The organism is Kitasatospora sp. NPDC085895 (genome assembly GCF_040702125.1).
GTDB classification, from domain to species: domain Bacteria; phylum Actinomycetota; class Actinomycetes; order Streptomycetales; family Streptomycetaceae; genus Kitasatospora; species Kitasatospora arboriphila.
Window position 1 is genome coordinate 1 of record NZ_JBFBJY010000177.1, and the last position, 5,926, is coordinate 5,926.

The window sequence follows — 5,926 nt, forward strand, 5'->3', positions numbered from 1 at the left end:
CCCTGGACGCCCTGCGGGCCCTGCGCGCCGATGTCACCCTGCGGGCCCTGGGCGCCGGTGTCACCCTGCGGGCCCTGCGGGCCCTGCGGGCCCTGCGGGCCCTGCGTGCCGGTGTCACCCTGCCATCCTTGCGAGCCCTGCCAGCCCTGGGCGCCGGGGTCGTCCTGCGAGCCCTGCCAGCCCTGGGCGCCGGGGTCGTCCTGCGGGCCCTGCGGACCGTTCCAGCCGTGGCCGTGGTGGGTCCACTCTTCCTGTTCGGCGTTGTCCGCGTTGCCGCTGTCGTCCTCCTCCCCCTGGCCCTGCCACTGCGGAGGGTCGTCCGACGACGAGTCATCGTCATCGTCGTCGCCGCTGGGGCGACCGTGCTGCCGAGCGTCGTCGGCGTTGTCGCCGCCGGACGCGGGCTGCGTCCGGGGCTCGAAGTCCGCGCTGACGGCGCCGTTTGGTCCCGGGACCCCGCGTGGTGCCGTGTGGGCGAGCGCGGCGGTCGTCGAGCCCACGTTCACGACGGCGGCGAGGACGCCGGCCGAGAGCACGGTGATCGTTCTGACGCGGGATATGCGAAGCGAATTGCGGTTCACGCGAGGGCCTTCCTACCCATGAGATCAGCAGACACGCAGGTGGGCGCCGGACAGCCAAGGGCGCATGTGTGTGCTGTGCCGCCCCTCGGGCGACATCGGTGTGTACCCATAGGAACAGGACTTCATCGCCGCGTCGGTCCCAATGGCGGCCATTCGCGCGGCCGTCCACAGCGTGGAACGGCAAGCATCTTTCCTGGTGGGAATGTTGATCGGCGGGGATTGGGGGATCCGGTTTCGATGGAAGTCCCGTGACCTGATTGAGTGAGGCGGTCAAGGGTGATCGCTGGAATTCCCCATCGGTGCTCGGGTGTGGGACAGGCATGCTCGCACAATTCCCCATCTAAACCCGGCCGATGGCCCTTAGAGGAGCCAACACAAAGGCGGGCGCAGTCACCGTCGTGTGGAGGGCCGGCCGCAGCATCTGAGCAAAAAGCGGTCGCGCTCCCGACAGGCGCGCCGTAGCCTGCGCGCGTGAACGTTGAAGATCCAAAGGAAGTGGTCCGGCGTGGGTATGACGCGCTGTCGGAGCACTACGAGCGGGCATTTGGCAGCGAGACGAAATACGGTTCGTGGATTGAGGAGTTGCTGGGTCGGCTCCCTGAGGCAGGCGCCGTCCTGGACATCGGGTGCGGTACCGGGGTACCCGTAGCCCGGTCCCTGGTCTCGGCGGGTCACCGCGTGATGGGCATCGACATCAGTGAGGTCCAGATCCGCAGGGCCCGGGATCTTGTGCCGGGCGCCGACTTCATCCGGGCTGATGCCACAACTTTGGAGCTCCCCCAGGGCAGCTTCGACGCCGTCGTCTGCCTGTATGCCCTGATCCATGTTCCGGTGGAGGAACAGCCGGCCCTCTTGAAGCGGATCGCTTCCTGGCTGCGGCCGGGAGGCTGGTTCTTGAGCACGACCGGGCATCGGGCCTGGACCGGAACCGATGAGAACTGGCTCGGCGGCGGGGCCGCAATGTGGTGGAGCCACGCTGACGCCGGTACGAACCGCGCATGGCTCGTGCAAGCCGGCTTCGACGTGATCCACGAGGAGTTCGTGCCCGAGGGCGACAGCGGCCACGTCCTGTTCTGGGCTCGGCGCGCTGAGGCGTGACAGCGACAGGCCGAAGGAGGTGCGGCGGTGACACGGGCCCTGATCGGGCGAGGCGCCGGGTTGGTGATCAAGGGACCGGGCCTCCGCGCTGGATGCTCAACACGCGCCGGTAGGTGATGACACAGCAGGCCGGCTTGAGGAAGGCTTCATGGATGTCGTCCCGGATGTCCCAGCGGATCCGTAGGCGGCGGAAGCCGTGGATCCAGGCGTTCGTCCGTTCGACGACCCACCGGATGGTGCCGAGCCCGGACCCATGGGGGCATGCCACGTCGGGCGATGACCGGCTTGATCCCGCGCTTCCACAGCAGGCGTCTGTACTTGTCGTAGTCGTAGCCCCGGTCGGCATGGAGCCGGTCCCACACCCGGGCCTCGTGCCAGTCCCTCAGCCGCCGCCAGCAGGTCATGCCCGAGCCGAAGCCGCGCTCCTGCGGGAGCCACTTCCGCTGGATCCCTGTGTGCAGGAGGAACAAGATCCCTCGGAAACACGTGCGGTCGTCCAACGGCAACCGGCCGGGGAAGCGCTGACGCCTCCTCCGTACCGGGAGCAGCGGCTCGATCCGTCCCCACCGGTCATCCGACACTACCCGCGGGGAAGGCCGTTCCCCTTCCCCGCGACTCGTTCAACGAGCACTCCGGGGGAGGGGACGCGGCTCCAGCAGGGCTCTCTGTTAGCTGCTCTTAACGGGGTTTCAAAACCTCGGAGTTGCTGTCTTTTCAGCTGCTCCTCGGGCCGCTCGGAGCGATCCGGGGAGGGTATCCGGTGTCGTGGCCGGTGGTGGTGACCGCCAACGGCGGGGTGGCATCGAGCGGGTCCCCCTGTCAGATGGCCGGCGGCTGGATCCGGGTGTGGGTGAGGCCGTTGCTGGTGCCGCCCGGGGTGGTGACGGTGACCTGGACCGGTCCCGCGCTTCCGGCCGGTGCCACGGCGTTGACCTGGGTGGCGGAGACGACGGTGAAGGAGGTGGCGGTGGTGCTGCCGAAGGTGACCGCGGTGGCGTTGGTCAGGTTGGTACCGACCAGTGTCACCGTGATGCCGCCGGCCAGCGGACCCTGGACCGGGTTGATGGAGGTGAGCGTCGGCGCCGCCAGGTAGGTGTAGGGCTGGCCGTTGCTGGTGCCGCCGGGGGTGGTGGCGGTGACGTTGACCGTACCGGTGCCCGCGGGGGCTGTGGCGTTGATCTGGGTGGCGGAGACGACGGTGAAGGAGGTGGCGGTGGTGCTGCCGAAGGTGACCGCGGTGGCGTTGGTCAGGTTGGTACCGACGAGCGTCACGGCGGTTCCGGATGCGGTCGGTCCCTGGCTCGGGGTCACGGACGTGAGCGTCGGCGCGCTGACGTAGTAGTACGCGAGGCCTGCGCTGGTGCCGCCGGGGGTGGTGACCTTGATCTGCACCGGTCCGGCGGTTCCCGGTGGTGCGACGGCGGTGATCTGCGTGGCGGACACCGTGCTGAAGGAGGTCGCGGGCGACGTGCCGAAGGCGACGGCGGTGGCGTTGCCGAGGTTTGTGCCGACGAGCGTCACGGTGGTCCCGCCCGCGGTCGGTCCCTGGCTCGGGGTCACGGACGTGAGCGTCGGCGCGCTGACGTAGTAGTACGCGAGGCCTCCGCTGGTGCCGCCGGGGGAGGTGACCGAGACCTGCACCGGTCCGGCGGTTCCCGGTGGTGCGACGGCGGTGATCTGCGTGGCGGACACCGCACTGAAGGAGGTCGCGGGCGACGCGCCGAAGGCGACGGCGGTGACGCTCGTGAGGTTGGTGCCGGTCAGCGTCACCAGGGCCCCGCCCGCCGTCGGTCCCTGGAGCGGTGTCACGGCGCTGAGACTCGGGCTCGGTACGTAGGTGAAGGGCACGCCGTTGCTGGTGCCGCCGGGCGTGGTGACCGTGATGGCGACCGTGCCGCTGCCGACGGGCGCGAGGGCGCTGATCTGGGTGCTGGAGATCACCGAGAACGAGACGGCGGGCGTGCCGCCGAAGCTCACGCCGCTCGCCGCGAGGAGGTTCGTGCCGGTCAGGACCACCGACCCGCCCGGCCCCTGGCTCGGGGTGACTGCCGTCAGAGTCGGCGCGTTGAGGAGGAAGAACGCGAGGCCGTTGCTGGTGCCACCCGAGGTGGTCACCGTGACCTGCACCGGTCCGGCGGGGCCGGGGGGCGCGGCGGCGGTGATCTGGGTGGCGGAGACGACGGTGAACGAGGTGGCCGAGGTGCTGCCGAAGGTGACCGCGCTCGCCCCGGTGAGGTTGCTGCCGGTCAGCGTCACGATCGTCCCGCCCCCGGTCGCTCCCTGGATCGGCGTGATGGAGGAGAGCGCCGGCGCCGGGACGTAGGTGAAGGACAGGCCGTTGCTCGTCCCGTCGGCGGTGGTGGCCTTGACCTGGACCGTGCCGCTTCCGGGGGGCGCGGTGGCGGTGATCTGGGCGGGGGAGACGACGGTGAACGAGGTGGCCGAGGTGCTGCCGAAGGTGACCGCGCTCGCCCCGGTGAGGTTGCTGCCGGTCAGCGTCACGATCGTCCCGCCCGCGGCGGGTCCCTGACTCGGCGTCAGGGCGGAGAGGGAGGGCGGCGACGCCGTCAGGAGGGCGGCGATGCTCGGCGTGGGCGAGGTTTCGTCCGTGGGGCCGGACGACGGGAGTGGGGCCTTGGAGGTGTCCATGGCGCGCCTTTCTGCGGGGCGGGCGGTTCCGGGCCTGGCGTCGGCGCCCGGGCGGAGAGGTGCGTCTCCGCCGGGGCGCCGGGCGCCGCACGCTCCGAGGGAGCGGGCGGGCCGGAGGTTGCGTCAGATGCCGGGGCCGGAGACGTAGGTGAAGCCGCCGACGACGATGGCGCTGCCGCCGGTGGTGGTGACCTCGACGTCCTCCGCGCCGGCGGTCCCGGGCGGGGTCACGGCCGACAGCGTGGTGTCGTTGACCACCGAGAACGGCGCCGCGGTGCCGCCGACGGTGACCGACTGGGTGGTGGAGAGGCTGGTGCCGGTGATGGTCACCGCGGTGCCGCCCGAGGTCGACCCGGAGGAGGGCGTGATGGTGCTGACGGTCGGCGCGTCCACGTAGGTGTACGAGAAGCCGTTGTTCGTGCCGCCGACCGTGGTGACGCTGACGCCGACCGTGCCGGGGGACGTGCCGGCGGGCACGGTGACGCTGATCTGGCTGTCCGACGTGATGGTCGGGGTCGCGCTGTTGGCGCCGAACTGGACCGAGCTCGCGGTGGCCAGCCCGGTGCCGGTGATGGTGGCGGTGTTGCCGCCCGCGGTGGGCCCGGAGGTGTCGCTGAGCGACGCCTTGAACGGGGCGCCGATGTAGAAGAACGAGAGCGGGTTGCTGGTCCCGCCGGCGGTGGTGACCGTCACGCCGACCGTGCCGGAGCCGGAGGGAGAGATGCAGGTGACCTGGGTGGGGGTGTTGGCGGTGATGGTGGCCGACTTGGTGCCGAACTTCACGGCGGTGGCGCCGGCCAGGTTGGTGCCGGTGATGGTCACCGTGGTGCCGCCTGCGGTGGATCCCTGGTTCGGGCTGATGGGCATGGTTGCCTCCAGAAGGCACTGGGTTGGATCTGCGGATGCGGGCAGTCCACGGCCGGCGGCGCGGCACGGCGCTCGACGGCGGACGTGCGCCGCGCTGCCGTGGACTTGGGTGCCCCGGGTCCCGAAGTCCGGCGGCCCAACGGCGTTCCGGGCTCATGAGGTTGAGCCGACGTGGTCACGTCCACTCGGAGCGCGGGGGGACGCCGTACGGGTAGGCCGCCCGATGTCACGGACGGTTCCTTGACTCAGGCCGTCGAGTAGAGGTGAGGGTGGATGTACCGATGAGATGGACGTCGACCGACACCGTCACGGCTTCCGACATCAGTGATGGAGTGGTCGGTCGGGGACGGACCCGCCGTGCCGGCGCGCGGATCCACCTCCCCTGCAGGGAGGGCCCGTCACGGCTCCCGCTTTGCAAGGCCAATCCCGAAGCCCGGGGCGCCCCGCTGCCGTTCCTGCGCATGGATACGGAGGGACCATTCTTCGAGCACGTACAGTAACCCATTCGTGTTATGCCACCGACAACCCTTCTGGTGGACCACCACCCGAATGGCGGAGCGCCGGGAAATCTGCTGCCACCATGAAGTGCTACGCAACCCAACTGCCGGAGACCGGCGAAAGCGACCGGACCCCCGCTAACGACTTGGTGCGCGATTGAGGGTGGGGCGTGTCGGCCTGGAGGGTTCGGCTGGTGATCTTCAGCGCTCCGCGCAGCGGTCGGAGACCAGGCC

At 70.4% G+C, this 5,926-nt stretch carries 3 protein-coding genes and 2 pseudogenes; 1 reads left to right on the forward strand and 4 read right to left on the reverse strand.

The window, feature by feature from the left end; genetic code table 11:
• Positions 1-536 (reverse strand): annotated as a pseudogene (locus AB0442_RS41625) (collagen-like protein); the annotation flags it as partial.
• Between the two features lie 516 nt (positions 537-1,052).
• Here AB0442_RS41625 and AB0442_RS41630 point away from each other — a divergent pair.
• Entirely contained in the window at positions 1,053-1,679 is a 627-nt protein-coding gene (locus AB0442_RS41630) for a class I SAM-dependent methyltransferase (RefSeq protein WP_366168728.1), read from the forward strand.
• Positions 1,680-1,746: 67 nt separating this feature from the next.
• On the opposite strand, the pseudogene AB0442_RS41635 reads toward AB0442_RS41630, so the two are convergent.
• From AB0442_RS41635 to AB0442_RS41645, 3 genes and pseudogenes are all read right to left on the reverse strand, one after another.
• Positions 1,747-2,260 (reverse strand): annotated as a pseudogene (locus AB0442_RS41635) (transposase).
• A gap of 238 nt (positions 2,261-2,498) precedes the next feature.
• Entirely contained in the window at positions 2,499-4,328 is a 1,830-nt protein-coding gene (locus tag AB0442_RS41640; protein WP_366168729.1) for an IPT/TIG domain-containing protein, read from the reverse strand.
• Between the two features lie 123 nt (positions 4,329-4,451).
• On the reverse strand, positions 4,452-5,195 hold the full coding sequence (locus AB0442_RS41645) for an IPT/TIG domain-containing protein (RefSeq protein WP_366168730.1): 744 nt from the start codon (positions 5,193-5,195) through the stop codon (positions 4,452-4,454).
• Positions 5,196-5,926: the final 731 nt, after the last annotated feature.

Excerpts from the sequence above, each read along its gene's own strand:
- AB0442_RS41645 (WP_366168730.1), bottom strand. The coding sequence starts at position 5,195 with ATGCCCATCAGCCCGAACCAGGGATCCACCGCAGGCGGCACCACGGTG.
- AB0442_RS41640 (WP_366168729.1), bottom strand. The coding sequence starts at position 4,328 with ATGGACACCTCCAAGGCCCCACTCCCGTCGTCCGGCCCCACGGACGAA.